The 26,490-nt window shown below is 36.4% G+C and carries 23 protein-coding genes; 12 read left to right on the top strand and 11 right to left on the bottom strand.

The window, feature by feature from the left end; genetic code table 11:
- Positions 1-664: 664 nt before the first annotated feature.
- Entirely contained in the window at positions 665-3,709 is a 3,045-nt protein-coding gene (locus tag K5S59_RS13480) for an efflux RND transporter permease subunit (protein WP_000375596.1), read from the top strand.
- A 43-nt stretch (positions 3,710-3,752) separates the two neighbouring features.
- Here K5S59_RS13480 and K5S59_RS13475 read toward each other — a convergent pair whose 3' ends face one another.
- The 4 genes from K5S59_RS13475 to K5S59_RS13460 form a co-directional block, all read right to left on the bottom strand.
- A complete protein-coding gene (locus K5S59_RS13475) occupies positions 3,753-4,277 on the bottom strand; it encodes a P-loop nucleotide/nucleoside kinase family protein (RefSeq protein ID WP_000465761.1) in 525 nt (174 codons plus the stop codon).
- A gap of 135 nt (positions 4,278-4,412) precedes the next feature.
- Positions 4,413-5,333: a phosphate ABC transporter permease PstA gene (gene pstA, locus K5S59_RS13470; RefSeq protein WP_000994130.1), complete on the bottom strand. Its 921-nt coding sequence runs from the start codon at positions 5,331-5,333 to the stop codon at positions 4,413-4,415.
- A 2-nt stretch (positions 5,334-5,335) separates the two neighbouring features.
- On the bottom strand, positions 5,336-6,226 hold the full coding sequence (gene pstC, locus K5S59_RS13465; protein ID WP_000676674.1) for a phosphate ABC transporter permease subunit PstC: 891 nt from the start codon (positions 6,224-6,226) through the stop codon (positions 5,336-5,338).
- A gap of 71 nt (positions 6,227-6,297) precedes the next feature.
- A complete protein-coding gene (locus K5S59_RS13460; protein WP_000245096.1) occupies positions 6,298-7,200 on the bottom strand; it encodes a phosphate ABC transporter substrate-binding protein PstS family protein in 903 nt (300 codons plus the stop codon).
- 509 nt (positions 7,201-7,709) lie between these two features.
- On the opposite strand from K5S59_RS13460, the gene K5S59_RS13455 reads away from it, so the two are divergent.
- Genes K5S59_RS13455 through K5S59_RS13445 form a run of 3 tightly spaced genes read left to right on the top strand, consistent with a single transcriptional unit; the run spans position 7,710 to position 10,064 of the window.
- The gene (locus K5S59_RS13455) at positions 7,710-7,967 is read left to right on the top strand and encodes a FeoA family protein (RefSeq protein WP_000252990.1); all 258 of its coding nucleotides are present in this window, start codon (positions 7,710-7,712) and stop codon (positions 7,965-7,967) included.
- On the top strand, positions 7,964-8,686 hold the full coding sequence (locus K5S59_RS13450) for a FeoB small GTPase domain-containing protein (protein ID WP_000033846.1): 723 nt from the start codon (positions 7,964-7,966) through the stop codon (positions 8,684-8,686). The genes K5S59_RS13455 and K5S59_RS13450 overlap by 4 nt, the downstream gene beginning before the upstream one ends.
- Positions 8,664-10,064, top strand: coding sequence for a nucleoside recognition domain-containing protein (locus tag K5S59_RS13445; protein ID WP_000443588.1), 1,401 nt, complete (start codon positions 8,664-8,666; stop codon positions 10,062-10,064). Before K5S59_RS13450 ends, K5S59_RS13445 begins: the two co-directional genes overlap by 23 nt.
- 208 nt (positions 10,065-10,272) lie before the next feature.
- On the opposite strand, the gene K5S59_RS13440 is transcribed toward K5S59_RS13445, so the two are convergent.
- From K5S59_RS13440 to K5S59_RS13410, 7 genes are all read right to left on the bottom strand, one after another.
- On the bottom strand, positions 10,273-11,439 hold the full coding sequence (locus tag K5S59_RS13440; RefSeq protein WP_000681637.1) for a Ger(x)C family spore germination protein: 1,167 nt from the start codon (positions 11,437-11,439) through the stop codon (positions 10,273-10,275).
- On the bottom strand, positions 11,423-12,547 hold the full coding sequence (gerLB, locus tag K5S59_RS13435; protein ID WP_000802012.1) for a spore germination protein GerLB: 1,125 nt from the start codon (positions 12,545-12,547) through the stop codon (positions 11,423-11,425). The genes K5S59_RS13440 and gerLB overlap by 17 nt, the downstream gene beginning before the upstream one ends.
- A complete protein-coding gene (gene gerLA, locus K5S59_RS13430; RefSeq protein WP_097845747.1) occupies positions 12,548-14,026 on the bottom strand; it encodes a spore germination protein GerLA in 1,479 nt (492 codons plus the stop codon).
- 101 nt (positions 14,027-14,127) lie between these two features.
- Positions 14,128-15,600 (bottom strand): sodium:solute symporter family protein, encoded by a 1,473-nt coding sequence (locus tag K5S59_RS13425; protein WP_120449491.1) that lies wholly within the window; start codon positions 15,598-15,600, stop codon positions 14,128-14,130.
- Positions 15,597-15,794 carry a DUF3311 domain-containing protein gene (locus K5S59_RS13420; RefSeq protein ID WP_000719845.1) on the bottom strand — a complete coding sequence of 66 codons (198 nt, stop codon included), beginning with the start codon at positions 15,792-15,794 and terminating at the stop codon, positions 15,597-15,599. The genes K5S59_RS13425 and K5S59_RS13420 overlap by 4 nt, the downstream gene beginning before the upstream one ends.
- A gap of 1 nt (position 15,795) precedes the next feature.
- The gene (locus K5S59_RS13415) at positions 15,796-16,971 is read right to left on the bottom strand and encodes an amidohydrolase (protein WP_098873270.1); all 1,176 of its coding nucleotides are present in this window, start codon (positions 16,969-16,971) and stop codon (positions 15,796-15,798) included.
- A gap of 133 nt (positions 16,972-17,104) precedes the next feature.
- The gene (locus K5S59_RS13410; protein ID WP_000734484.1) at positions 17,105-17,815 is read right to left on the bottom strand and encodes a C39 family peptidase; all 711 of its coding nucleotides are present in this window, start codon (positions 17,813-17,815) and stop codon (positions 17,105-17,107) included.
- A 379-nt stretch (positions 17,816-18,194) separates the two neighbouring features.
- Between K5S59_RS13410 and K5S59_RS13405 the strand changes: the two genes are divergently transcribed.
- The 8 genes from K5S59_RS13405 to K5S59_RS13370 all read left to right on the top strand — a co-directional run bounded on the left by K5S59_RS13405 (position 18,195) and on the right by K5S59_RS13370 (position 26,476).
- Positions 18,195-19,610: an amino acid permease gene (locus K5S59_RS13405; RefSeq protein WP_001076074.1), complete on the top strand. Its 1,416-nt coding sequence runs from the start codon at positions 18,195-18,197 to the stop codon at positions 19,608-19,610.
- Positions 19,611-19,892: 282 nt separating this feature from the next.
- Positions 19,893-20,768 (top strand): cytochrome aa3 quinol oxidase subunit II, encoded by an 876-nt coding sequence (locus K5S59_RS13400; RefSeq protein ID WP_046957295.1) that lies wholly within the window; start codon positions 19,893-19,895, stop codon positions 20,766-20,768.
- Positions 20,769-20,801: 33 nt separating this feature from the next.
- Positions 20,802-22,736, top strand: a complete 1,935-nt coding sequence (gene qoxB, locus K5S59_RS13395) for a cytochrome aa3 quinol oxidase subunit I (RefSeq protein ID WP_000762384.1) — start codon at positions 20,802-20,804, stop codon at positions 22,734-22,736.
- Between the two features lie 13 nt (positions 22,737-22,749).
- On the top strand, positions 22,750-23,352 hold the full coding sequence (gene qoxC, locus K5S59_RS13390; RefSeq protein WP_000729314.1) for a cytochrome aa3 quinol oxidase subunit III: 603 nt from the start codon (positions 22,750-22,752) through the stop codon (positions 23,350-23,352).
- On the top strand, positions 23,353-23,664 hold the full coding sequence (qoxD, locus tag K5S59_RS13385) for a cytochrome aa3 quinol oxidase subunit IV (RefSeq protein WP_000372611.1): 312 nt from the start codon (positions 23,353-23,355) through the stop codon (positions 23,662-23,664).
- A 220-nt stretch (positions 23,665-23,884) separates the two neighbouring features.
- The gene (locus K5S59_RS13380; protein WP_098873268.1) at positions 23,885-25,714 is read left to right on the top strand and encodes a monovalent cation:proton antiporter family protein; all 1,830 of its coding nucleotides are present in this window, start codon (positions 23,885-23,887) and stop codon (positions 25,712-25,714) included.
- A 70-nt stretch (positions 25,715-25,784) separates the two neighbouring features.
- Positions 25,785-26,024 carry a DUF4022 family protein gene (locus K5S59_RS13375; protein WP_080000053.1) on the top strand — a complete coding sequence of 80 codons (240 nt, stop codon included), beginning with the start codon at positions 25,785-25,787 and terminating at the stop codon, positions 26,022-26,024.
- A 14-nt stretch (positions 26,025-26,038) separates the two neighbouring features.
- On the top strand, positions 26,039-26,476 hold the full coding sequence (locus K5S59_RS13370; RefSeq protein ID WP_120449488.1) for a GNAT family N-acetyltransferase: 438 nt from the start codon (positions 26,039-26,041) through the stop codon (positions 26,474-26,476).
- Positions 26,477-26,490: the final 14 nt, after the last annotated feature.

The raw sequence follows: 26,490 nt of genomic DNA, 5'->3' as shown, positions 1-26,490 counted from the left end.
GTTTTCAAAGAACTTGTCTGCCGCTTCAGAAGCGACTTCATCATATTAACATCTTCGTTTTTCGATGTCAACTATGTTTTAAAATTTCTTTTTTATCGTTTTCTGCGTTTCCGCATCAGCGACGTTTATTAATATAACATCATGATTTTAAAATAACAAGCGTTTTTTTAAAAAAAATCTAAAAAAATTCACCCTACTTTCTTCTATATGAAGAAACTTCATTCCCTATATGGAAAACCACTATTTAAATTGTATATCAATACACTCTAATTAACCAAACTGTATTTCATACCCCCCTTCCTAGATTTTCATTCTCTTCTATATTAAAGCTCCTGATCCTATCCCTCTCTATAATCAATCCACACTAAAAAATAAATTCACTTCCTAATAAAGTGAACTTGTTGTTTTTTTGGTTTTGTTCCTCCACCAAACTATTAGTTGAACGAATCTGTTGTTTACAGGCAGCTCGACTCCAACTGAATTTTAAGGTAAGAGTCTTATCACTCGACGAATCGCGGAATAAATAATGAAATTCTCACAAAAACATTAACTTAAGATTATTGTTAGAATTTTTTACATTTAATTAATGAAAAATATCCATTTTTTGTTATATAGTAAGAAAGGACGTACTCAACTCTAAATAAACCAATGGAGGAATTACTTTATGGATAGGTTAACAAAGTTTTCATTAAAAAACCGCGCCGCTGTTATCATCATGGTTTTTCTCATTTCCATACTCGGCGTTTATTCCGGCTCTAAATTACCTATGGAATTTTTACCAAGCATCGATAATCCAGCGGTCACTGTCACAACCTTATCTCAAGGACTCGACGCTGAAGCGATGACAAAAGAAGTAACTGATCCCCTCGAAAAACAATTTCGCAACTTAGAACACATCGACAGCATCACCTCTTCTACGCACGAGGGATTATCGCGCATCGATATCGCGTATACATCCAAAGCAAATATGAAAGACGCAGCACGCGAAGTCGAAAAGGTCATTAATACAATTAAATTACCTAAAGATGCAACTAAACCTATAGTTAGCCAATTAAACACTTCTATGATTCCACTCGCTCAAATTGCTATCCAGAAGCAAAACGGATTTTCAAAAGCAGATGAAAAACAAATTGAAAAAGAAATCGTACCACAACTCGAAAGCATTGATGGTGTTGCCAACGTTATGTTTTTCGGAAAATCAACCTCTGAATTATCTATCATACTAGACCCAAACCAATTAAAAGATAAAAACGTAACAACAGAACAAATATTAAAAGTTTTACAAGGAAAAGAAACTTCCACTCCAGCTGGCGCAATTACTGTTAATAAAGAAGAATATAACCTCCGTGTCATTGGGGATATCAAAAATGTAGATGATATTAAAAACATAACCGTTGCACCTCAAGTAAAATTGCAAGATGTTGCTCAAATTAAACTTAAACAACACTACGATACAATCTCACATATAAACGGAGAAGAAGGAACCGGATTAATCATCATGAAAGAGCCAAGTAAAAACGCGGTTGCAATCGGAAAAGAAATCGATAAGAAAATCAAAGATATAAGTAAACAATATAAAGATCAGTTTTCTATCAAACTTTTAGCCTCAACTCATGAGCAAGTTGAAAATGCTGTTACTAGTATGGGAAAAGAAGTAATTCTTGGAGCAATTGCTGCAACTCTAATTATCTTAATCTTTTTGCGTAACTTCCGAACGACACTCATCGCTGTTGTCAGTATTCCATTATCTATTTTATTAACACTCTTTTTACTACACCAATCTAACATCACACTTAACACTCTAACTCTCGGTGGTTTAGCGGTTGCAGTTGGACGTCTCGTTGATGATAGTATCGTTGTCATCGAGAACATTTTCCGTCGTTTACAAAAAGAATCTTTCTCTAAAAATATTATTCTCGATGCAACGAAAGAGGTCTCCGTTGCAATTACTTCTTCTACTTTAACAACGGTCGCTGTTTTCTTACCTATCGGCCTCGTATCAGGAGTAATCGGAAAATTAATGTTACCTATGGTATTAGCAGTTGTATATTCTATACTATCATCCTTAATCGTTGCACTAACAGTTGTTCCACTTATGGCTTTTTTACTACTCAAAAAAACAAAACACAAAAAGCCAAGTTCTTCACCACGATATGTCGCTACATTAAAGTGGGCTCTTTCGCATAAATTCATTATTCTACTTACCGCCTTTTTATTATTCGCAGGATCGATTGCAGCCTATATATTACTACCGAAAGCAAACATAAAATCTGAAGACGACACAATGTTATCTATTAATATGACCTTCCCAGCTGATTACGCTCCTGAAACACAAAAACAAAAAGCCTTCGATTTCGAAAAGAAATTACTTTCTAATTCGGATGTAACGGATGTTATTTTACGAATGGGATCTAGCGCAGAAGATGCACAATGGGGGCAAACGACAAAAAATAATCTTGCCAGTATATTTGTAGTCTTCAAGAAAGGCTCTGATATTGATCAATATATTAAAGAGTTAAAGAAAGAACATAAAGCTTTCGAGCCTGCTGAACTAGATTATATAAAAACGAGTTATTCAAGCTCTGGTGGCGGCAACAATTTACAATTTAACGTAACAGCTACTAACGAAACGAATTTAAAAGCGACTGCTACTATCGTCGAAACAAAACTAAAAGATATGGCTGCCCTTTCTAAAGTAAAAACAAATTTAGAAGACTCTAAGAAAGAATGGCAAATCCATGTTGATCAAACAAAGGCCGAACAACTAGGATTAACACCAGAATTAGCAGCACAACAAGTAGCATTCCTTATGAAGAAATCACCTATTGGTGAAGTTTCAATCAATAATGAAAAAACAACTATGATAATAGAACACAAAAAAGAAAACATTGCTAAACAAGAAGACATTTTAAACACAAACATACTATCACCTATCAATGGACCAATCCCTTTAAAAGACATTGCAACTATTTCAGAAAAGCAACTTCAAACAGAAGTCTTCCATAAAGATGGAAAAGAAACGATTCAAATTACTGCCGAGGCCTCAAATGAAGATTTAAGTAAAGTAAGCGCAGAAGTAAACAAAACGATAGCTAACTTAGACTTACCTAGCGGCGCAAAAGTAACCATTGCAGGTGCAACTGAATCTATGCAAGAGAACTTTACAGACCTATTCAAAATTATGGGGATTGCAATCGGGATTGTATATTTAATTATGGTTATCACCTTCGGACAGGCGCGCGCCCCTTTTGCAATTTTGTTCTCCCTGCCATTAGCTGCTGTTGGCGGTATTTTAGGGTTAATTATTTCAGGAACACCTGTTGATGTAAATTCCTTAATCGGAGCATTAATGTTAATCGGGATTGTCGTTACAAACGCTATTGTATTAATAGAAAGAGTGCAACAAAATCGGGAACACGGTATGGAAACAAGAGATGCCTTACTAGAAGCGGGTTCCACTAGATTACGCCCAATTATTATGACGGCTATAACAACGATCGTCGCGATGCTTCCTCTCCTATTTGGTCAATCACAAGCAGGAAGCATGGTATCAAAAAGTTTGGCAGTCGTTGTTATCGGTGGTTTAGCGGTCTCAACCGTTCTTACATTAGTAGTCGTTCCAGTTATGTATGAATTATTAGATAAAATCGGGAGAAAAAGACGCTCTCGTAGAAAAATAAGCACTTCCACAGAAACACCTGATATTTAAAAGAAAAAGCGTTATCTTCATGAATGAAGATAACGCTTTTTCTCTATCTACTCATATAATCCATCATTTTTTCCACATACCGCTCTAGAGGTTCACTAGAATCCACAATAAGATATTCACTATTTAAAGGTCTTTCACTACCATCTAACCATTTTTTAAAAGCTACTTCCGAATCTACTCGTCCAATCTGACTGACCATACGCTTACGTATTTGCAGCCTATTATTAATCTCTTCCATATCATTAAGGTAACATTCGATATATTTATATTTTACAACATGTTTATCAGACAGTTTCATTCCCTTTTCAACCATCCCTTCATATAAACATGGACTATCCAATATCACACTATGCCCTTGTTCTAAATAAGAATCAATCAATACCCATTCAATATCGTATGATACTCCTCCAACAATCGTCGATTCAATCCCTTTCATTTCTAATGATTGTAACAATGCTGATTTCAAAACGTCATGATCTACAATTACAGCACCTGTTAACTTCGCTATATACTTAGAAACTGTGGATTTTCCCGATCCTGGAAATCCTGACATTTGTAGAAAAAACAAATTAACTTCCCCCCTCATCCGCACCTATTCATCTATATAATCAATTACAAATTCAACAATCCTTACATCCATTCCTTCTATATTAAAATACAAAAAGAACTCCCTACTTATAAATTAGGAGTTCCTCTTTATCATTTATGCCGCTTTTACTTTCTTCGTCGTTTTACTTTTTCTTTTCGTTCCTGTAAAACGTTTGTGCAATACAGATGCTACTAAGCGTGAAACAACGTTGAATAGTAATACCATAATAATTAATACAGCTGCAGATTTTGTCGCAATCAACTTTGCATCCGGAATAACTCCTTCAGAATTTAACTTCCAAATGTGAACCGCTAACGTTTCAGCTGGTCTAAATGGATTTAAAGGATGCGCAGGACTTGAGAAGTCCGCTGCTGAATTTAAAATCGGGGATGTTAAACCCGCTGTGTAAATCAACGCTGCCGCTTCACCAAATATACGACCCGCCGCTAAAATAATACCTGTAATAATTTGCGGTAATGACGACGGAATAATAATACGAGCAATTGTTTGCCACTTCGTTGCACCTAATCCAAGACTTGCCTCTTTTACATTATGAGGCACTTCTGAAATCGCATTTTCACAAACACGTGTTAAACCTGGTAAGTTTAAAATAGTTAAAGCAAGAGCACCACCCATTACCGTGTATCCCCAGCCTGTCATTGTAACGAACACTAACAAACCGAATAAACCAACAACAATAGAAGGTAAAGACGCCATTGTCTCAATACATAATCGAACAAAATTTAAAAAACGCCCTTGTTTTGCGTACTCTGCTAAATATATTCCAGCACCTAACCCAAGAGGAATAGATATAACAAGCGTTATAACAAGCATGTAGAAGGAATTGAATAACTGTGGACCAATCCCACCACCAGCTCTTGTATTACTTGGTTCTCCAAACAAGAAATTAGGATCCCAAAATCCCCATCCCTTTTGCAAAATTTCAAACACTAAGAATACTAGCAGAGCTACAACTAAAGCGGCAACTGCGTAAAAGATACCTGTCCAAATTTTATTTACCGTTCTTGCATTCATTATTATCGCTCACCTCTTTGCCCAATCGCTCGAATTACTAAAATAAACAGGAATGAAATAACAAGTAAAATCATCGCTAAAGTCCATAGCGCATTGTTCCAAGCAGTTCCGTTCAATGTATTTGTCATGTCCATTGTCAAAATACCAGTTAACGTTGCTGTCGGACTATATATTCCTTCTGGTAATTTAATTGTGTTCCCGATTACCATTTGAACCGCTAATGCTTCACCAAAAGCACGCGCTAAACCTAAAACAATACCTGTTAAAATCCCTTTTTTCGCAGCAGGAACAATCACTCGGCTAACCGCTTGCCATTTCGTTGATCCTAGACCGTAAGAAGCTTCTAAATAATCAAATGGAACAGAGCGTATTGCATCAGAAGCGATACTAGCAATAGTAGGTAAAATCATAATACTTAATACAACAATACCCGCAATTAAACTAAAGCCCACTCCCCCGAATGAATCACGTAATAGCGGCACTAAAATCGTAACCCCTAATAATCCGTATACAACCGAAGGAATACCAACTAATAATTCTAAAACAGGCTTCAATACTTTATTCCCAAACTTCGGCGAAATTAAATTCATGAATATAGCAAGAGCTATAGCAATTGGTGCACTAATAATAACCGCACCTAACGAAACTACTGTTGAACCTACAATGAAAATCAAAGCCCCAAAGGTTCCTTCGTCAGCATTCGGATTCCACTTTGTCGATGTTAACATCTCAGTAAATGAGATACCGCTTTGTGTAAAAGATTGAATACCTTTACCGCAAATAAACGCAATAATAGCTAATGTAATTAAAACAATAAAAATACCACAAAACGTAACAAGCGATCTTCCTATATATTCACTTTTTACGTAATTAATTTGTTTTTTCCCCTTCATCACAGGTCAGACCCCACTTCATAGATTGAAATGAACAGGACTGGCCTTGCAGCCAGCCCCATAAAATTTTATTACTTATTTAATTTAGACATTGGAATGTAGCCCATATCTTCTACTTGCTTTTCAAAGTCTTTACCTTTTACATAGTCAATGTAAGCTTTCGTTGCTTCTTTTGCCTCACCTTTTGTTACCATGTACTCGTAAGACCAGAATGGATATTTACCAGACGAAATATTTTCAACTTTCGGTTCAGAACCATCAATTTTCACTGTTTGTAGTGCACCTTTTTTATCGCCAACCATGTAAGACATTGCTAAATAACTTACTGATCCTGGCGTAGAATTGATTGCTTGCTCTACTGCACCGTTAGAATCTTGTGTAGTACCAGTTCCATCATTAATTTTCGCGTCTTTCATAACTGTCTTTTCAAATGTAGCACGTGTACCAGATGAAGCTGGACGGTTAATTACGTTGATTTTTTCATCTTTCCCGCCTACCTCTTTCCAGTTTGTTACTTTTCCAGTGAAGATATCTTGTACTTGTTGTACTGTTAAGTTATCAACTTTTACATCTTTATTTACGACAAGTGCGAATGCAATACCCGCAACCTTGTTATCTACTAATTCTTTCGCTTTTTCAGCATCTTTTATTTTATCTCCTGATGGAACATCTGAATTACCAATTTGTACTGCACCCGATGCTACTTGGTTAATCCCAGTTCCACTACCGCCACCTTGAACTTGAATAGAAACTTTCGAATTTTTTTCCATGAATTTCTTTCCAGCTTCCTCCGCAAGAGGTAGAAGAGCTGTAGAACCAGCCGCTGCAATCGTACCTGATAATTCTTGTTTTGTATTATCGCTTCCTTTAGCAGTTTCTTTACTAGCTGTATCATCTGCTTTCCCACATCCAACTAACGCTCCTGCCACCACTAAAGCCGCTAAAGAAAATTTAATACCTTTTTTCATAACCATGTCTTGTACCCCCATTTGGATTATCACTTTTCGAATTCATTTTCTTTCGAACACAAATTCATTGTAGGACAACAATATTATGTGAGTGTTAAGCAATCTTTAATTTTAAGTAAATGATGATAATAATCTTTAAAAGCTAGGAATCCCAACATTTATAGTTAAAGAACCCAACAAAATCCACACTAATTAAGCAGTAATGTAAATTTATTCTTAACAATGTAAATTCAATGTAAATGTTTTTTACTCTTTTCCCCTTTTACTTAAAAATACATTTACAAATCCATTATATTTTTTAACTTTTACACTCTTACTTCATTTACATTCAACAGAATTTCAGTAATATTTTTTAGTACAACTAAATAAATTGGAACAATTCTAAAAATAAATGAATATTTTTAAAGTACTAATTGACAGCATCATCCAATGTAGTCTACTATATTACTAACAAAAAGTTTACCTAAGGAAACTTTTTAAACTTAAACTAACAATATAGAGATGAGGTAACTTTTATGGTATCGGCTAATACAAAACCACTTTCTGAATTTAAGACAGGAGAGTTTGTACAGATTGAGAAGATACAATTAGAAGGAACTATGAAACGACGTTTATTAGATTTAGGATTTATCCCTGGGGCAACGATTAAAGTATTACAACGCAGTCCACTTGGAGATCCGGTCGCTTATCAAGTAAGCAATACAACTATTGCATTACGTAAGGAAGAAAGTTCCCTTATTTTCGGGGTATCAATAGGAGATGATTTCAGATGAGCAAACATCGCATTGCTTTAGCTGGCAACCCGAACACGGGGAAAAGTACATTATTTAATACTTTAACAGGCTTAAAACAACATACTGGAAACTGGACGGGAAAAACTGTTTTAAAAGCTGAAGGGGAATACGAACATAACGGAAGTAAATATACATTAATAGATTTACCTGGAACTTACTCACTATATTCAAATTCTGCGGATGAAGAAGTAGCAAGAGATTATATTATATTTGAAAAACCAGAAGTAACTGTCGTTGTTATAGATGCAACTGCAATGGAAAGAAATTTAAATTTAGCACTCCAAGTGATGGAAATGACGAACAACGTAGTCATTTGTATTAATTTAATTGATGAAGCGGAGAAAAAGGGCATCGTTATTGATGAAAAGAAATTAGCAAAATCGCTCGGTGTACCTGTAGTTAAGATTTCCGCTCGTAACCGAGTAGGTATTGGGCATTTGCTAAGCGTTATCGCTAAAGTAGCAAATAAAAAACTAATTCCAACACCAATTAAGGTTTCTTACAGTGAAAAAATTGAAAGTATGATTCAAGAATTAGAACCACAAATTTATAAAGTGTTCGGTGATACGTATCCAGCACGTTGGATTGCGTTACGTATATTAGATGGAGATAAAAATTTCTTAACTACACTTCAAAAACACCATAATGAACCACTTGTAAGGGAGGTCGTAATGAATGGAATCTCACTCAGCCAGTAAGGCTCTTCCATTAGACTATATTATTCAACATGCACAAGCACTCTCAAAAGAAGATATACGAGATGATATTGTCGGAGATATTTATCGAACATCTGCAAGCATATGTAAAGAGTCTGTTCAATATACAAATACTGATAAATTGTATCGTTCTGAAAAACTAGATAAAATTTTCACATCTCCCATCTGGGGATTCCCAATTATGCTCGGTATTTTATCTATTATTTTTTATCTTACAATTGCAGGCGCTAACGTACCGTCTGATATGATTGCTGAATTCTTCGGATGGGCCGAAGGATATTTAACATCTTGGTTCCAGGCAGCACATTCACCTGAATGGTTACATGGCATTTTAATCCTTGGTTTATTCCGTGGTATCGGTGCTGTTATTAGCGTTATGTTACCACCTATGGCAATCTTTTTCCCTATGTTCGCACTATTAGAAAACTACGGATACTTGCCACGTGTTGCATTTAATATGGACCGCTTATTCAAACGCTCCGGTGCACATGGCAAACAATCTTTAACAATGGCAATGGGCTTTGGTTGTAATGCAGCTGCTATTATGTCAACACGTATTATTGAATCACCACGTGAACGTATGCTTGCAATCTTAACAAACAACTTTGTTCCTTGTAACGGTCGCTGGCCTATGTTAATTTTAATGGCTTCATTATTTATGGCTGCTGGTTATACGGGTAGTATGCAAACATTAGTTACTGCTGGCGTTGTAGTTGGGATGGTTGTAATTGGTGTTATTATGACATTAACTGTTTCTTGGGTACTATCAAAAACAGCTTTAAAAGGTGTGCCAACTCACTACACTCTTGAGTTACCACCGTACCGTAAGCCAAAAGTTTGGAATACAATTGTACGTGCAACACTCGATAAATCTATTTATGTTTTAAAACGAGCTGTCGTTGTAGCTGCCCCTGCGGCTGCATTAACTTGGTTACTTGCTAACATTTTCATCGGTGACACAAGCTTACTGATGTATTTTGTAAACTTCCTAGATCCGTTCGCCAAAATGTTAGGACTTGATGGATTTATTCTAGCTGCGTTCATTCTTGGACTACCAGCTAATGAAATTGTTATCCCGATTTTATTAATGTCTTATTTATCAACTGGAGCTTTAACTGAAATAGATGATTTTAATCAAATTAAAAATCTATTCTTAGAAAATGGTTGGACTTGGTTAACAGCGTTAAACACAATGTTGTTCTCACTTCTTCATTTCCCATGTGGAACAACACTGGTTAACATATATAAAGAAACAAAAAGTGCCAAATGGACATTCTTATCGTTTGCAATCCCTACCGTTATCGCTATTGTTGTGACATTCCTCTCTACACAATTGGTACACTGGTTAGGGCTTGTATAAGCAAAGCAAATGTGAAGGTATCCCCCTTCACATTTGCTTTGCGCGAAAGAAACCTGAATTTATTTAGGTTTCTTTTTTTGTGCATCAGTATTCCAAGGCTGTGCCCCATACGTTGTAAGTTTCTTATGAATAAAATATATGGTTCCCGGAAGAACCGCCATTAATATCGTGCAACTAATTCCTAATCCAGTAAACAACTTCCATCACCTTATTTCACTCTTTTCGGTAAAGCTGAACCAGAATGTTCAATTGTCGGATGAACATGAACAGTAATTTTAGCATTACTAAAGTAATTTTCGCCTTGATCCCAATTCTTACTTATCTTTTTCCACTCTTTATAATTATGTCGCTTATATATTTCCCCTAATTCTAATACATCCACCTTATATTTTTCTTGAACAAGCTTAATCGATTTTTGGATGCGTTTCTCCATTCCCTCCGAGATATCCTTCTCTAAACGCTTTTCATTCAAAACCTTTTTATGATCACTAAAGTGTAACTCAGCCAATGTACCTTCCAAAGACAAGTGAATATTAAACTCTGGTTTTGTGATATTCGTTGTAGATACTTTAATTTTCCGATGCAACTTATGAATTTCATATGTAATAAGTTGATTCTTTTTACGAATGGTAAAAAAACCTCCAATTTTTTTACCTATTATATAATTCATTCCTAATGTTTCTTCCCCACTCAAACTACCTACACACTTATTATCCTTTCCACGAAACAACGCTGCCCCGTTCATTTGTACCCCTTGTTTTGTTAGTTCAAGAATAGGTAATACGAAACTTCGGTTGGAAATCATCTTTTCCTGAACTTCACCAATTCTTGCAGCCTCAACCATTTGGGCATTTTTCGGAGGATGCTCAGCTAACATATCAATATACTGCGCCGGTAAATTTTCAGGTTTGGCACTCTGCTTTAAAATAGCCTCTGCATTTTTCGCAGAAACGAACAAACGAATATTTCTTCTCATCTCGTGATCGCGAATATATACATCTAACGTATTTTGTAAAACATATGGATTCGATAATAAATCTTTAGAAAAAATGATCACTTGTATGTGCGGAAAGAATAATGAGCGACTAATTTTTTTGGAGATAATTCGTATTTGCTCAAAGACACTATCTGCTTTTGCACTAACATTAATATAATTTTCACTATCTCCACCGCCTTGGCCACCTTGCTGCGCTAACTTACTGGGAAGTACCATCTGATACGTCCCTTTCATAATTGGATTTGATTTCTTTTTTTTCACAATATCATAGGCTGCACCTACTACAAATCCTCTTTCTTCTATTTCTTCTAGCTCAGAGCACCCACTAATAGATCCAGCTAAAAGCATAACCATTATGATTTTAAGAAGGTGTTTCATTTCCACCATTCCTTCTTTTTATTTTATATACAATAAAAACGAGCAAAGGCGCTAACACAACAAACCCCATATCTATCCAAGCTAAATAAGTACCGTAATTTGACAAATCAGTTAAACTACTCGGTATCATATTCACCATAAAAATAATAGGGGCACTTACGAAAATAAAAATATGTTTCTTCACTTTCGGAAACATAGCACAAAACAATAAAGATGCGACGTCATAATACATGGCTGTCGTGTTATAAATAGTAATAATCCAAGTAGTAAAAAAAATTGCATCAAACCTTTCTAAAAAACCCCCACCAATTTCAATTTCTTTCCCTAATTCAATTGTTGGATATGTCAATCCACGCGTTGTCATATACGTAAAAACACTAATACAAGTTACATAAATTAAAATGTACGACAACACGTTTACCATCACCGCTTTTGCAACTGCCATTGGCGCTTTTTTCGCTGTCTTATCGTTCAACAACACAGCATAAAACAGAGCTACCTCAAATCCGATGAATGTAAAAATAGAATTTTTAACTCCTACAGTATATTGACTGACATTCGTTTGAAAAGCCGGTAGTAAATTATCTATTTCCATTAAGTTCACATTCAATAAAGAAAGAAGCACTATCGCAATTAAAACAATTGGCAAGAATAGAACATTTAACCTTAATAAAGCCGCTCTTGATCCTGCTATCCCATAAATAACGACTAATAAGAAGAAGAAAGACAGTAGTTGTATTGGTGTATCACTAAATAAATACGTTTGTGAAATAATTGCAATCATTCGTGACTCATATGCTGTCAAAGCAGCAAACGTTAATACTAAAACGCTACTAATTGTGTATGCAACAGGCTTTGTTAAATGCGCGCTCGTATATTGAACAAAGTTTTGTTTCGGGAATAAAATAGCTACCCTCGTTACAAACCAACCTAAAACTGCACATATCAATCCACCCAGAAGCAAAATAATCCAACCGTCTGAAAATAAAGTTTGGTTAGCAATATCTCTTGGCATAGACAATGCTCCTATACCAATAATTGTTGAAGATACCGCAAACCCAATTTCCCGAGATCCAATCTCTTCATCGCCATACTCAAATGGTTTCAATTACTCTCGCTCCTTTGGACGTAATGTAGCGTCTTTCGTTTGTAAATATTCCGGTCTCTCTTTCAACATCGATTTTGGCATACGAATAAGTTCTTCTTTCCAATCTTTATAAAATGCAGGAGCAATAGGCGTTGTATACGGCACCCCGACACTCTTCAAATTCGTAATATGAACCGCAAGTGCAATAAGAGCTAAAATAATTCCATATAGCCCAAAAGCAGTCGCCGCTAAAACAAAGACAAAAAGTAAAATCCGAAACGTAATCGTAATACTATATACAGGCAGTGAAAAGGTAGCAATTGCAGTAACTGCAATAATAATTACTAAAAATGGATTTACAATCCCTGCATTCACCGCAGCTTCTCCAATTACAAGACCACCTACAATCCCAATTGTTTGCCCCATCGGTTTTGGCAACCTAATTCCCGCTTCTCGTATTAACTCCATCGTTAATGCCATCATTAACGTTTCTATATATGCCGGAAATGGTACCCCTTCTCTCGCTCCCGCAATAGAATAAGCTAATTTAGATGGAATAAGCCCTTGATGATACGATACAAGCGCTACGTACATGGCAGGTAATAGAACAGCAGCAATACCCGAACCCATCCGCAAAATTCTTAATAAAGTCCCAATTACCCAACGCTCATAGTGATCTTCCACAGATTGAAAAATATCAACAAATACTAGCGGAGCTATAAGAGCAAATGGTGATCCATCCACCAAAATAGCTACCTTTCCTTTCGCTAATGAGGCCACAATATTATCAGGCCTTTCCGTATTCAAAAACTGCGGAAACGGTGACAAATTATTATCTTGAATTAATTGCTCAATCGTACCCGTCTCAAAAACGACATCTGTCACTATGGATTGAAGACGCCGATCCAGCTCTTTCACAATATAAGGGTTAATAATATCTTCTATATATACTAGGGTTACTTCTTTCTGCGATCGCTTCCCCATAATATAAGATTGAAACCGTAACTTCGGATCACGTAAACCACGGCGAATTAACATTTTATTCACATTAATATCTTCATTTAATCCAACCCTCGGTCCACGTATTAAATCTTCTGTTACCGGCGGTTCTAAACTTCTTTTTTCCCAAGCTCTACTATTAATCACGATAGCGGTTTGAATATTATCAATTAATATAACCGTATCTCCTGCTAAAATCGCATTTATTATATCCGGAAATGTTGTCTTCTTACCGACTTCCGCAATAGAAATCAAACGATCCAATAATGTTTGAACAACATCTGCTTCTTTTTGTACTTCTTCATATTGAAGTGTACGAACTACATATTTATAAACATTATCCTTATCTGTTAGCCCACATAAAAAAATAACAGCACAGCGTGTAAAACTACCAGCAAGAGCAACCTCCCTAATTGTTAAATCATTAGGCGAACCTAACTCGTCCCTAATTTCTTTCATAACTTCAAATAAGTTACCTTTTAACTCTAACAATTCCCCCACCTAACTTCCTTTTCAACAAGTTTTTAGTTAGATTCCGCTAATAGAAGAAAATATATACAAAAAAGAGCTATCTCTTTTCAAAGATAGCTCTAGCACACGGATTACTTTTCTACTATTATATTGTCTGCTTTTATAGACACATTTTTCGTGAATCCACTAACGATAAACATCACAATCATATTCATTAACAATGCGACTATACCTACATTTAAATCTTTTATATATTGAGGGAAACCTGGAAACATCGTATCTATAGTTGAGCCCGATAAAGTAATATATGCAACCACTAACAATCCAATCCCCATGCCTGCAATTGCCCCTTGCTTCGTAATAACTTGCCGCGGAAACAAACTACATACAAGTGCAGGGAAAAGTTGTGTCACTATGCTATATCCCATTAAAAGAAGTGCTCCTATTGTTTCTCCACCTTTAAAAGTGAACAAAACAGCTACAAGAGTTACTACAGGAACAAATAACTTCGCCACTTTAGCAACTTGTCTGTCTGAAGCAGATGGGACCATTGTTCGGTAAATATTTTTTGCTAATAATGTAGAAGCGGCCATGACAAGCATAGAACCTGGAACTAATGCGGTTAAAACCCCAGCACTACCAATAATCCCAATAAACCACGGATCAAAAGTTTGAAGAGCCAGACGGAATAACGAAAGGTCTACATCCCCTCCCTTTAATCCAGGAACTTGCAAGATAGCTGCAAAGCCTGCAAAGAATACAAAAAGTAATACTAAAGAATACAGTGGCATAATTGCTGCATTTTTACGAAATACTTTTTCATTTTTTGCAGAAAAAGCAGAAGCGAATGTATGGGGCCACATATAGAAACCGAGAGCTGTTAATACGATAGTAGAAACAAACCAAGAAATACTCATTCCTTCATCAGGTAAAGATAAAAATCCTGGTTTCGCTGCTTCTACCGCTTCAAACATCGGCTGAAATCCTCCGTAATAATGGTACGGTAAATATATACCTAAAAACATAACGATAAACAGAATCATAATATCCTTCAAAGCGGCTGTCCAAGCAGAGCCGTGTATACCTGAAACCATTACATATATCGTTATGACAATTGCACCAATCCATACGGCAATAACTGGCGATACCCTGCCGTAAGACGCTTCCGAAACGATAATGCCTAATCCTTTTAACTGTAAAACAAGATATGGGATAATCGAAATAACCCCAATAATAGAAACGATAATACCAAGTGTCTGACTCTTATATTTCTTCACAAAAAAATCTGGCTGCGAAACAAGATTATGCTCTTTCGCATACTTCCAAACTGGCGGCAATAAAAAGTAAGATAAAATATAAGCTAATGCACCATAACCTAAAATATAAAAAGTAGGTGCTCCCTTACTATACGCCCATCCACTTCCGCCTAAAAATGTGAATGTCGTATAAATTTCACCTGCCATAAGAAGAAAAACAAAAATAGTGCCAAATCCTCTTCCTCCAACTGACCATTGCTCTAAATTCATATCTTTTCCATGTTGTGCCCGAATCCCTAAAAATAGTGCGAGAAATAAAAATAAAATAATGATAAGTAATGCGGTCATTTTACATCCCCCTTATTCGCAGGATCAAATACGTACACAATCCCCATACAAAGAGACGTAATGAGCACCGATAATAATACCCAAAATAATAAAAATGGCATCCCTAATACGTAAGGAGTAACTGAATTAGCAAATACAGGTCCAATAACTAAACAAAAAACTGGAATAAGCGCTAATAGATGTATTTTCTTCATCTCATTCTCCTTTGCTTATAAAATTCATAATGGATGATACAAAGACTTCCACGCCAATTGGCAATGCATCCTCATCAATCGTAAAACGAGGGTGGTGGTGAGGATATATAATTCCTTTCTCTTTATTTCCTGCTCCGATAAAAAAGAATGTCCCTGGAACCTTTTGTAAAAACGCTGAAAAATCTTCCCCAGCCATCGTCGGCTGTAAACGAGTAACTCCTTCCCGACCATAAAGTTGTAATGCTGTTTGCTCAATAACCTCTGTAACTTCATAATCATTTACTACCGGTCGATATCCATATTCATAAGAAAACGTATATTTCGCCCCGTAAGCCTCCGTCACATGCTTCACAATCCGTTCAATCCTTTTCTCTGTTTCTTCTCGCAACTCATGTTTTAAACTCCGCACTGTCCCTTCAATCTTCGCTTGTTCTGGAATCACATTATGGGTTGTCCCAGCATGAAATTGCGTAACAGATACTACAAGAGAGTCTAACGGATTCGTGAGGCGAGATACAATTTGTTGAAGTTGCGAAACGACTTGTGTACCGATTGCAATACTATCAACAGTTTCATGAGGGATCCCAGCATGTCCACCTTTTCCTTCTATTGTAATTTTAAACACATCTGGAGCAGCCATTGCAGGACCATAAATTACACCTATTTTGCCAACCTGTAACGATGCCCAAAGGTGAGCACCAATAATATAATCCACACCTTCCATTACACCCGCTGCAACCATTTCCTCTGCACCGCCAGGAAAGTTTTCTTCTGCATGTTGGAAGAGAAAACGAATCTCCCCTTCAACTTTCTCTCTTGCCTCTACTAACTTATGTACAACTCCAAGTAATATCGCTATATGCCCATCATGGCCACATGCATGCATCACACCTGGTTCTGTAGAAATAAAGTCAAACTCATTTTCTTCATGAATAGGAAGAGCATCCATGTCAGCTCTAACCGCGATGGTTTTACCAGGTTTCTTACCAATCAACCTTGCCATTACACTATATTTAGTAGGTCGTGTCACTTCTAAACATGTGATTTTCCGCAGTATATCGAATACAAACTGTGATGTTTTTTCTTCTTGAAAAGATAACTCTGGATATTTATGGAAATACCTTCTCCACTCAATCAATTGATTTTTCGATACAACCAGTTCCTTCGCTACATCCATTTCTCTTCTCCCCTTCTTCACCAAGTTAAATGTTATTATAACGTGAATTGTTAACTTTTAAAAGAATCTTCTGAATTTTCGGTTATAAATTACCAAAAATAAAAAGCCATCAAAAAGATGACTTTTTTCATTATTATAAAATAGTAATTGCTTGTTTCCCCATTTGCTCCCAAGCTTTCTCAAATTCTGCTCGTGGAACAGCGAAACGCGGATTGTTTTTTAGAGGATCATTTACATACACAAAGTTTTGATCGTATCCAACCACTACTACACTATGCTCAAAATATGTAATTTTCACTTCACCAGAACTTGTTTTCCATGTTTCAAAACTACTTTCAGCTAGCGGCTTAAACGTTGTATTAATAATAACCCATACTGGAGAGCCAGAACTAATTACCTTATATAGATCATTCACGTCTCTATCTGTTAAATTAATTACTTTTTCAGGAACATATTTTTCTGCTAAATTAAAGATTGGTTTATTATATACACCATATCCTTGTTCAGCTTTCGTATAAATATTTCCAACAAATCCCTCATAAGGATTTCCACGCAAACCATCTTGTTCAAATGGAACTCGATGAATTTCACTAGCAAGTTGCATCTTATCTACTTGCACACCTTTATATTGTAGTAACATAGCTAAGCTTGTCACTTCACATCCACGAGGTAATTCTGGTAACTGCTTTATAAACGGAACATTTTCAATCATAGCCGCTTCTTTCATTTCAGATAGAAAATCTAAGCGTAGCACTTGTGCCTTTTGTATAATCTTATCTTTCCCTATAAAGAACGCTGCAGCTAATATAATTCCAAAAACAAAAAGATATTTTAACTTTTTCATTTTAAACAAAACTCCATTAATTATTATTTTACAGACATACCTTCTATCATTGTACCTTTCTTCTTACTAGTTTGCTAGAAAGATTATGTGAATTATTGTTCACACTTTTACTATCAGGAAAATTCTAATTATTTTTAATAAAGAGAAAAAACAATATACTTTTCTGAATTTTTTTGCTAAAATCGAAATAATTAACATGGTGAAGATATCACTTTGTTAATAAAAACATTCTTAGAGTATTTAGTCATAGTTCGCTTTTTACATACTCCATTCATTTCATAGTAAATAAACCGAGTATGTGTCATATCCCCCACTAATGATTAAAAACTCGGAATAAAAATCAGTTCATACATACAGAAAATAACGGGGTGAGGGGCATATGAATCAACAAGTAGAACAAACAGATTTAAAACGAACAATGAAAAGTAGACACCTATTTATGATTGCACTTGGTGGAGTGATTGGAACTGGCCTATTTATGGGATCTGGCCAAATCGTCCATAACGCCGGTCCGGGTGGGGCTATTCTTGCATTTTTAGTCGGTGGATTTGTTATGTATTTAACGATGTTATGTCTTGGTGAATTATCAGTTGCTATGCCAGAAGCAGGTTCATTCCAAAGCTATGCAAGCAAATTTATTTCACCTGGTTTTGGATTTGTTGTCGGTTGGATGTATTGGTTAAATTGGGCTGTTACAGTTGGGGTAGAGTTAACAACTGTAAGTATTTTAATGAAACGCTGGTTTCCAGACGTTTCTTCGTGGATTTGGTGTGTTACATTTGCAGCAGCACTCTTTCTTGTAAACGCATTATCAGCAAAAGCATATGCAGAAGCAGAATTTTGGTTCGCAAGTGTAAAAGTCGCAACCATTGTTGTTTTCATCGTACTCGGTGGTGCAGTTATGTTCGGTCTACTAGACTTTAACGGAAAACCAGCGCCAATGCTTCACAATTTCACTGAAAATGGCGGATTATTTCCAAACGGTGCATTAGCTGTTCTTCTTACGATGATTACAGTAAATTACTCCTTCCAAGGAACAGAATTAATCGGGATTGCCTCAGGAGAAAGTGAAAACCCTGAAAAAACAATTCCAAAAGCGATTAAAAATACCATTTGGCGAACTCTCTTCTTCTTCGTCCTAGCAATATCAGTTGTTGTAGGTTTACTCCCATGGCAAGAGGCTAATCTAGTCGAAAGCCCATTTGTACTTGTATTTGATGTGGCTGGTGTTCCATATGCAGCTGACATTATGAACTTTGTTATTATTACAGCAGTATTATCCGTAGCCAACTCTGGTCTATACGCAAATTCTCGTATGCTTTGGGCGATGGCAAAACAAGGAATGGCAAGTCCAGCTTTTACGAAGTTAACGAAAAAAGGTGTGCCACTAAACGCATTAATTTTCAGTCTAATCTTTGCAAGTTTGTCTCTATTAACAAGTATATTTGCAGCAGATACTGTCTTTTTAGTTTTAACATCTATTGCAGCTATGGCCGCTGTCGTAGTGTGGATGTCAATCGCAGCTTCACAGTTTTTCTTCCGTAGAAACTTCTTAAAAAACGGCGGAGACATTAACGATTTAAAATATCGCACACCGCTTTATCCAATCGTTCCAATCTTAGCATTCTCACTCAATTTCATTACATTTGTTAGTTTAGCTTTCATCCCAGATCAGAGAATTGCTCTTTATTGCGGTATTCCATTTATGATTATTTGTTACATTTTATACCAAGTTAAATATAAAAAAGTTGTCACATTTGAACAACAAATAAGTCTAAAAAAAGAAGTAAACTAAATATACACAATATTCAGCTATCTTTCTTATCATAAGATAGCTTTTTTCTATTTATTGGATATCTTGGTATAACTTTATTTATCTTAAAATTTTCACAATCACGTTTTTCACTGGAAAATGGTTTACAATGTTATCAAGTTACAAATGATATTCACCTTAAAAAGTGTGCATTTGTGTCTATTTTTTAACAATATCACAAAAACTATTGCCATCTATAAATTAATAGGTTTATATTGTTTTATTGGCATAGTTTCAATCCAAGGAGAAAGGAGATTTTCAATCGTGCAACTAAAGAAAACGTTTTGGAAGCTGGCTTCGCTTCTTCCGTTATCATTACTTCTGTTCCTCGGCGGCTGTGATAAGAAACTCGCAGTATTAAATCCGCAAGGACCTGTTGCAAAAGCACAGTATGATTTAATTGTTTGGTCATTCTTGCTTATGTCATTAATTATCGCAATTGTATTCATCTTGTTTACAGTCATCTTGATTCGTTATCGTGAAAAACCAGAGAATATGGACTATGAGCCACCTGAACAACACGGTAACACATTATTAGAAATCATTTGGACGCTTGTTCCTGTTATTATCGTTATTGCATTATCGATTCCAACAGTAAAAGCAACTTATGCTTCGGAAGAGGTTCCGGCAGAGTCCAAACATATTAAACCAGTTGAGATTTATGTTACATCTGCAAACTGGAAATGGTTATTCAGTTACCCAGAGGAAAAAATTGAAACCGTTAACTATTTAAACATCCCAGCTGGTGTACCAATTCAATTCAAACTGACTTCTGTCGGTCCAATGAATGCTTTCTGGGTACCAGAACTTGGTGGTATGAAGTACACTATGGATGGCATGATTATGGATCTTTATTTACAAGCGGATAAGCCGGGTTCTTACCTAGGCCGTAGTGCGAACTTCTCTGGTGAAGGATTCACACATATGGAGTTCGAAGTTGAAGCAAAAACTAAAGAGAAATATGACAAGTGGGTTAAAGAAGTACAACAAACTGCTCCTAAACTAACAGAAGACAAGTACAACGAAATTGTTAAACCTGGTGTAGTTGGTCGTATGACATTCTCTAGTCACCACTTAAGTTATGTAGATCCAAAATCACTTGAATATTGTGATTACAACTACTACAAAAACAAAAAATAATAGCTATTATTCCAACAGATTGGAGTGAACACAGTGAAGCTTGATGAATTCTTTGTCACAGGTGACCCGATTATTTACGGTGCAGACGCTTCTATCGTTCTTGTGACATTAGCAATCATTTTCGTACTAACAAAGTATAAAAAATGGAAATGGCTTTGGGACGAATGGTTAACAACTGTTGACCATAAAAAGATTGGGGCCATGTATATTATTTCTGCGGTTATCATGTTATTCCGTGGTGGTATGGACGGTTTAATGATCCGTGCACAGTTAACATTCCCAGAAACAACTTATTTAAATGCTGAACACTATAACGGAATCTTCACAACACACGGTACAGTTATGATTCTTTTCATGGCGATGCCATTCGTTATGGGATTAATGAACCTTGTAGTACCATTACAAATTGGTGCTCGTGACGTTGCATATCCGTTCTTAAATGCTTTAAGTTTCTGGTTATTCTTTGTCGGAGCAATGTTATTCAACATCGCTTTCGTAATCGGTGGTTCTCCAGACGCTGGGTGGACTTCTTACTTCCCAATGGCAGGTACAGAGTTTACTTCTGGTGTAGGAAATAACTACTACGCAATTGCATTACAGATTTCAGGTCTCGGTACGTTAATGACAGGTATTAACTTCCTTGTTACTATCTTAAAAATGCGTACACCTGGTATGACTTTAATGAGAATGCCAATGTTTACTTGGTCAATCTTAATTACAACAGTTATCATTATTTTCGCTTTCCCAGTATTAACAGTTGCTCTTGCATTAATGACATTTGACCGTCTATTCGATGCTCACTTCTTTACGATGGCAAGCGGCGGTATGCCAATGTTATGGGCCAACCTATTCTGGGTATGGGGTCATCCTGAAGTATATATCGTTATTTTACCGGCATTCGGTATTTTCTCTGAAATCATTAGTACATTCTCACGTAAGCGTCTATTCGGTTACAGTGCGATGGTATACTCAATGGTTGCAATTTCTTTACTAAGTTTCGTCGTATGGCTTCACCACTTCTTCACGATGGGTGCAGGTCCAGCGGTTAACTCATTCTTCTCGATTTCGACAATGGCGATTTCGATTCCAACCGGGGTTAAGATCTTTAACTGGTTGTTTACACTGTATAAAGGACGTATCCGTTTTACAGTTCCAATGCTTTGGTCATTGGCATTTATTCCAAACTTCGTAGTCGGTGGGGTTACAGGGGTTATGCTTGGTATGGCAGCAGCTGATTATCAGTACCATAACAGCTACTTCCTAATTGCTCACTTCCACTACGTATTAATCGCAGGTACAGTATTCGCTATGCTTGCTGGATTCACATTCTGGTATCCAAAAATGACTGGTCATATGTTAAATGAACGCCTAGGTAAATGGACATTCTGGATCTTTATGAGCGGATTCAATATCTGTTTCTTCCCGATGTACTTCTTAGGTTTAGACGGTATGACTCGTCGTATGTACACTTACTCTGAAAGTCTTGGATGGGGATGGCTAAACCAAATCGCATCTGTTGGTGCCGTAATGATGGGTATTGGTTTCCTACTTCTTTGTTACAACGTAATTTGGAGTGCTCGTCACGGTGAACGTGACACAACTGGAGATCCATGGGATGGCCGTACACTTGAATGGGCAACTCAATCTCCTGTACAACATTACAACTTCGCGAAACTTCCTGAAATCAAAGAAGCTGATGCTTTCTGGTACATGAAAAAACGCGGAGAAACAGTTACACCAGCAGCAGAAGATATTAAACCAATTCACATGCCAAGTAACTCTGGCGTGCCTATTATTGCGTCTTTATTCTTCGGTCTTGCAGGTTTCGCATTAGTATTTAGCTGGTTCTGGCTTGCAGCAATCGGCGGCGTTGGTATTTTAGCTTGCTTAATCTATCGTTCATTCGATTATGATGATGGCTACTACGTAAGCGTTGATGAAATTAAAGAAACAGAACATATAGCATGAGAGGTGAAATGATATGGCGGCTTTAGATAAAAGCTTACCTTTGGAATATCAATCCGAGCAAAGCAGATTGAATATCCTAGGATTCTGGATTTTTCTTGGGGCTGAAATTATGCTGTTCGCAACACTTTTCGCCTCTTATCTAGTACTTGCTGGTCGTACGGCTGATGGCCCAACTCCAGCGCAACTGTTTGAACTTAAAACGCTTTTAATTCAAACATTACTACTTTTAACAAGTAGTTTCACATGTGGTATCGTAATTCACGAAATGCGTAAGCACAACCAAAAAGCAATGCTTGGATGGTTCATCCTTACATTACTTTTAGGTGCAGGTTTCCTATTCTTTGAAATCGAAGAGTTCATTATGTACATCGGTGAAGGCGCAACAATTCAAACAAGTGCTTTCCTATCTGCATTCTTCGTTCTTCTTGGAACGCACGGAGCCCACGTAACAGGCGGTATCATTTGGGCAACTTGTGTTATTATCCAAATTTTAAAACGAGGTTTAACACCAGTTACAGCGCGTAAAGTATTCATTATCAGCTTATACTGGCATTTCCTTGATCTAGTTTGGGTCTTTATTTACACACTAGTTTACTTGAACGGGATGGTGGCGTAAATGGATCAAAATAACAACCAAGCAAACGGGCATGCGCATAGCGGATTCCCTTGGTCACACGTTTTCGGATTTATTTTATCGCTTGCACTAACGTTTCTAGCGTTATACGTGGCACTTTATACAAACTTGCCACTTTCAACGATCTTAACAACTATTATCGTAATGGCTGTTGCGCAAGCGTTGTTACAATTAATTATGTTCATGCATTTAAAAGAAGGAGAAGGCAGAGTTCAAATCCTTACAATGATATACAGTTTCTTCGTTGCAACTGCAACAGTTGGTTTAACTGTATGGATCTTCTTCTCAATGTAATGTACATGAAAAAGACTGCTGAGAAATCTCAGCAGTCTTTTTTTATCCCCTCTCCTATTACATCCACATTACGGAATTAACAACAGAATCATGAAAAATATACTTATTATGACAAATGTTAAGAAAACTCTTTCTTTATGAAATCGAATCCATATGCGTTGCTTTTCTACCTATTATATGGCTAAATAGGTACTATATTTATTTGAAGGGAGAGAACGCAATGGAACATCATACTTCTGTTCTATCACTTATGGTTGTCGTTGCAATCGCGTTTTTCGTTCCCCTTTTGTTACAACGCTTTAAATTAAAAGCACTTCCTGTCGTTGTTGCAGAAATCATCGCAGGAATCTTTGTAGGTAAAAGTGGGTTTAATATTATTGAGCCAGATATGTGGCTTCAAGTCTTATCGACACTAGGATTTATCTTCTTAATGTTCTTAAGCGGTTTAGAAATTGATTTTTCTATCTTTAAACAAAAAGGGAAAAAGAATACGACAAACGAACCAAACACATTCCAAGCAGCAAGCATTATCTTCTTATTTATTTTCATCTTATCTTATGCCCTATCATTACTATTCGTATGGCTAGGATTCGTGGATAATGCAATGTTTATGACTTTAATTATTTCAACTATTTCTTTAGGTGTTGTTGTACCAACATTAAAAGAAAACAACTTAGGAAAAACGGCAATCGGACAAATCATTTTATTAGTCGCTGTTATTGCAGATTTAGTTACAATGATTTTACTCGCTGTATTCGTCGGATTAAATTCCGAAAGCGGCCAAAGCATGTGGCTTCTTCTTCTCCTATTCGGCGCTGGTATTGTTATTTACTTCGTTGCAAAACGCTTTAAAAATATTCCATACTTAGATAGCTTAAAAGCTGGTAGTGTACAAATTGATACACGAGCTGTTTTTGCACTCATCTTAATATTAGTTGGTTTATCTGAATCTGTTGGAGCTGAAAATATTTTAGGCGCCTTCTTAGCAGGGGTACTCGTATCGTTATTATCACCAAATGAAGATATGGTGGAAAAACTGGATTCCATCGGATATGGTTTCTTCATTCCTATTTTCTTCGTGATGGTTGGCGTAAACTTAGAGGTTTGGTCTATTTTTAAAGAACCTTCTAGTATGCTAATGATCCCAATTTTAATTGTAGGACTCTTTATCTCAAAACTGTTACCATCACTCGTTTTACGAAAATGGTATTCACGTAATATCGTGCTAGGAAGTGCCATCTTATTAACATCGACACTTTCTTTAGTTATTGCAGCTGCACAAATCGGTGAAAAACTCGGGATCATCAGTCCAAGTTTATCTGCTTCCCTTATTTTAAGCGCAGTTATTACTTGTATTTTCGCACCTATATTATTTAAAAAAATGTTCCCGAAAGTAGAAACACCAAAACCAAAAGTTTCTATTATTGGTGCCAGCAGAATTACCCTTCCGTTATCCCTTGATTTAAAACGAGAAGATTATGACGTAACACTATATATGATGCGTCAAAATAAAATAAATGATGAGGAAGCGACATCACATGACTTCCCTATCGTAAAATTAGACGACATCACAATCGCATCATTAACTGAACAAACAGCATTTAACGCAGACCGTGTTGTTGTTGCAACAAGTGATGATGAGCAAAACTTATTATTAGCAGAACACGCAAAAGAACTAGGTGTTGAACATGTTATTGCAAGTGTAGAAGATCCTCTTCTACAAGAAAAAGCAACGCAAGAACATATCGCTGTATTCTCAACAATTAACTCTACACGTATTCTATTACGTGCACTTATTGATAAACCGAGTCTCGTTCGCTTAATTACAACAGCAAACGAAACAGTCCGTGAGGTTGAACTACGAAGCAATAAATATAACGGCGTGGCACTTCGCCGCCTTCCGTTTTTAGGCGATGTACTAGTCATTCAAATTTATCGCGGGAATAAAGCATTAATTCCGCATGGTGATACGAGACTACAACATGGTGATACATTGCTTGTCACAGGTTCAAAAGAACATATTGATACGTTGAAAAACATATTAGAATAGAAAATGCCCCTCACATAATTGAGGGGCATTTTTTTCCATTTCATATGGTAAAATGTAACTATCACATATTATGAGGGTGGATCACATTATGTCTATTGTAACTTTAGCTCTTTTATTATTAGCAGAAATACTCGTTGCCATTATTCTCATCGGTGTTAGTATTGAGATTTGTAGTTACGGATGGAAAAAATCGAATGGAATAAAATATTCTTGCCTCCTACTTTCACTCCTTCTCGGAACTGCTAGCATACTCGGACTTCTCGCCGCACCTGCCTATTTCTTTATACAATTAACAGAAAACACCTTATAAGAAAGGATGTTAATATGATTACCGTGAAAAATATTGAGGGATCTGATACTTACGTATTACGTCAAAAAATTTTACGCCCGAATCAAACATTAGCAGATTGTAAATATCCTTCCGATTATGAAACAGACACCTTCCACTTAGGCGCATTTATAAACGATGAACTAATTAGTATCGCTTCCTTCTCAAAAGAAATATATCCTGACCTACCAGCCGTTATTCATTATCGTCTACGAGGAATGGCAACATTACCTGAATTTCGAAACAACCGTGCTGGAAGCTCCATAATTCAGAAGGCGGAACAAGTCTTGCAAGAGCGTCAAGCAAATATATTATGGTGTAATGGGCGAATTACTGTAGCTGACTATTACAAACGCTTAGGCTTCCAGGAGCATGGTGAGATCTTTGAAATTGAACCGATTGGTCTTCATAAAGTACTATATAAAAGAATATAAAAAAAGCTTTCCGC

The organism is Bacillus sp. BML-BC051 (assembly GCF_019656175.1).
Classification (GTDB): domain Bacteria; phylum Bacillota; class Bacilli; order Bacillales; family Bacillaceae_G; genus Bacillus_A; species Bacillus_A mobilis.
This window is presented reverse-complemented; position numbering and strand designations above follow the sequence as displayed.

Excerpts from the sequence above, each read along its gene's own strand:
- K5S59_RS13480 (WP_000375596.1), top strand. The coding sequence starts at position 665 with ATGGATAGGTTAACAAAGTTTTCATTAAAAAACCGCGCCGCTGTTATC.
- pstA (WP_000994130.1), bottom strand. The coding sequence starts at position 5,333 with ATGAATGCAAGAACGGTAAATAAAATTTGGACAGGTATCTTTTACGCA.
- pstC (WP_000676674.1), bottom strand. The coding sequence starts at position 6,226 with ATGAAGGGGAAAAAACAAATTAATTACGTAAAAAGTGAATATATAGGA.
- K5S59_RS13460 (WP_000245096.1), bottom strand. The coding sequence starts at position 7,200 with ATGGTTATGAAAAAAGGTATTAAATTTTCTTTAGCGGCTTTAGTGGTG.
- K5S59_RS13455 (WP_000252990.1), top strand. The coding sequence starts at position 7,710 with ATGGTATCGGCTAATACAAAACCACTTTCTGAATTTAAGACAGGAGAG.
- K5S59_RS13450 (WP_000033846.1), top strand. The coding sequence starts at position 7,964 with ATGAGCAAACATCGCATTGCTTTAGCTGGCAACCCGAACACGGGGAAA.
- K5S59_RS13445 (WP_000443588.1), top strand. The coding sequence starts at position 8,664 with ATGGAATCTCACTCAGCCAGTAAGGCTCTTCCATTAGACTATATTATT.
- K5S59_RS13440 (WP_000681637.1), bottom strand. The coding sequence starts at position 11,439 with ATGAAACACCTTCTTAAAATCATAATGGTTATGCTTTTAGCTGGATCT.
- K5S59_RS13425 (WP_120449491.1), bottom strand. The coding sequence starts at position 15,600 with ATGACCGCATTACTTATCATTATTTTATTTTTATTTCTCGCACTATTT.
- K5S59_RS13420 (WP_000719845.1), bottom strand. The coding sequence starts at position 15,794 with ATGAAGAAAATACATCTATTAGCGCTTATTCCAGTTTTTTGTTTAGTT.
- K5S59_RS13415 (WP_098873270.1), bottom strand. The coding sequence starts at position 16,971 with ATGGATGTAGCGAAGGAACTGGTTGTATCGAAAAATCAATTGATTGAG.
- K5S59_RS13410 (WP_000734484.1), bottom strand. The coding sequence starts at position 17,815 with ATGAAAAAGTTAAAATATCTTTTTGTTTTTGGAATTATATTAGCTGCA.
- K5S59_RS13405 (WP_001076074.1), top strand. The coding sequence starts at position 18,195 with ATGAATCAACAAGTAGAACAAACAGATTTAAAACGAACAATGAAAAGT.
- qoxC (WP_000729314.1), top strand. The coding sequence starts at position 22,750 with ATGGCGGCTTTAGATAAAAGCTTACCTTTGGAATATCAATCCGAGCAA.
- qoxD (WP_000372611.1), top strand. The coding sequence starts at position 23,353 with ATGGATCAAAATAACAACCAAGCAAACGGGCATGCGCATAGCGGATTC.
- K5S59_RS13380 (WP_098873268.1), top strand. The coding sequence starts at position 23,885 with ATGGAACATCATACTTCTGTTCTATCACTTATGGTTGTCGTTGCAATC.
- K5S59_RS13375 (WP_080000053.1), top strand. The coding sequence starts at position 25,785 with ATGAGGGTGGATCACATTATGTCTATTGTAACTTTAGCTCTTTTATTA.
- K5S59_RS13370 (WP_120449488.1), top strand. The coding sequence starts at position 26,039 with ATGATTACCGTGAAAAATATTGAGGGATCTGATACTTACGTATTACGT.